Genomic DNA, 936 nt, shown 5'->3' with positions numbered 1-936 from the left:
ATTAGTACCGCTAAAATAGCTAAACAACTGGGGCGTCACAAAGCCACTATCTATCGAGAAATTGAACGCAACTCCCGATACAACAGACACTTTAAAAGGTACTCCTATCAGGCATGGAGAGCCCAACAAATGGCTCGCAACCGGCTGCGCCGGTCGCGCAGAAATAAGCGCTACAGCGAAATCGACTTTAGGTTGCCTGAGGCCTTGCTACGACTGGATTGGAGTCCTGATCAAATCGTTGGATACCTAAGGGTAAGAGGCTATCCAACAATGAGCCACGAGCTCATTTATCAGTACGTTTGGAACGACAAAACTCACGGTGGAACACTATGGAAGCACCTACGCCAATCCACTAAGAAAAGGCGTAAAAGGTATAACTCAAAAGACAGCCGAGGTCGGTTGGCAGCAAAGCGTCATATTACCGAAAGACCTGCAAAAGCTGAGCATCGAAATGAGCCTGGCCATTGGGAAATTGATACCGTCGTTGGCCGCGGAACCAAGCACTGTATCGTGACTTTAGTCGACAGAATGACTGGCTACTCTTTTATTGGGCAAATGGACGATAGAACAAGCGAGTCGCTCAACGTAAGAATGAGCAAAATCATGACCCGCTCTGACTTACCTTTTAAGACGATAACTGCGGATAACGGCACTGAATTTCATGGTTATGCACAACTGGAAAAACATCATAACTGTCTGTTTTACTTTGCAAATCCATACCATTCATGGGAGCGAGGGACTAATGAAAACACCAATGGTTTGATACGACAATACTTACCAAAACGAACTTCTATGTCACACGTAACACAGAAGCTCTGCAATGAAATTGCACACAAATTAAATACGCGCCCACGCAAAAGACTTGGGTATAGGACACCAACGGAGTATATTCATGCGCATCTGTAAAAAGTGTCGCACTTCAAACTTGATACTAAG

General features: G+C 45.1%; 1 protein-coding gene. It reads left to right on the top strand.

Translation table 11 applies throughout. The features are described from left to right. A partial coding sequence (locus ACTS60_RS00045) for an IS30-like element ISVa6 family transposase (protein WP_440886710.1) occupies positions 1-906 on the top strand: 906 nt, incomplete at its 5' end. Positions 907-936 lie beyond the last annotated feature (30 nt).

Origin of the sequence: Vibrio sp. WZ-1 (genome assembly GCF_052037695.1) — a bacterium.
Lineage (GTDB): Bacteria > Pseudomonadota > Gammaproteobacteria > Enterobacterales > Vibrionaceae > Vibrio.
This window is presented reverse-complemented; position numbering and strand designations above follow the sequence as displayed.